The following is a 785-nucleotide window of genomic DNA, read 5'->3' as shown; positions in this document are numbered from 1 at the left end:
TCCCGTTGCCATCGGTATAATTACCTATGGCGGTCGCCTGGTTGGAAACATTTCCGTTGTCCACATCGGACTGGGTGATCGTATAGCTCGCCGTAAAGGCATTGCTGTTCACAGCTCCAGGGGCCAGGTTGGCCAAAGGCCCGCCCGATACACTTACCAAGGTATCGGTGACCGTGATATTGGTCAGCGTCACATCTCCCGTATTGGTGATGCTAAAGCTGTAATCGATCGTCTCGCCTACTTGGGCAAAACCATCACCGTTCGCATCATTGAAAGTCCCCGTCTTGATCAGCGCAATGCCCGGGTTCTGTCCAAACGGGGTCACCGTCGTATCGTCCGTGGTATTGCTGCTGCTGCTCGATAGGTCCTCGGTGGTCTGTTCATCACCATTGCCATCGGTATAGGTTCCCGTGGCAGTCGCCTGGTTGGATACATTTCCATTGTCCACATCGGCCTGGGTGATCGTATAGCTCGCCGTAAAGGTCGTATTATCCACAGCGCCAGGGGCAAAACTGGCCAAAGGCCCGCCCGATACACTTACCAGTGGATCGGTGACCGTCACATTGGTCAGCGTCACATCACCGGTGTTCTCTACCTCAAAGGCGTAATCGATCGTCTCGCCTACCTGGGCAAAACCGTCACCGTTCGCATCATTGAAAGTTCCCGTCTTGATCAGTGCAATGCCCGGGTTTTGACCAAACGGGGTCACCGTCGTATCGTCCTGGGTGGTACTGCTGCTGCTCGATAGGTCCTCGGTGGTCTGTTCATCACCATTGCCATCGGTA

1 protein-coding gene is annotated in these 785 nt (G+C 54.6%); it reads right to left on the bottom strand.

Translation table 11 applies throughout. The annotated features are described in order from the left end of the window. On the bottom strand, positions 1 to 785 hold a 785-nt coding region (locus FVB9532_RS19320; RefSeq protein ID WP_150546817.1), incomplete at both ends, for a CLIPPER-2 domain-containing protein.

Source organism: Mesonia oceanica (assembly GCF_902499555.1).
In the GTDB taxonomy this organism is placed as follows: Bacteria; Bacteroidota; Bacteroidia; order Flavobacteriales; family Flavobacteriaceae; genus Mesonia; species Mesonia oceanica.
Note: the sequence above shows the minus strand (reverse complement) of the source record. Positions and strands in the feature narration are given on the sequence as shown.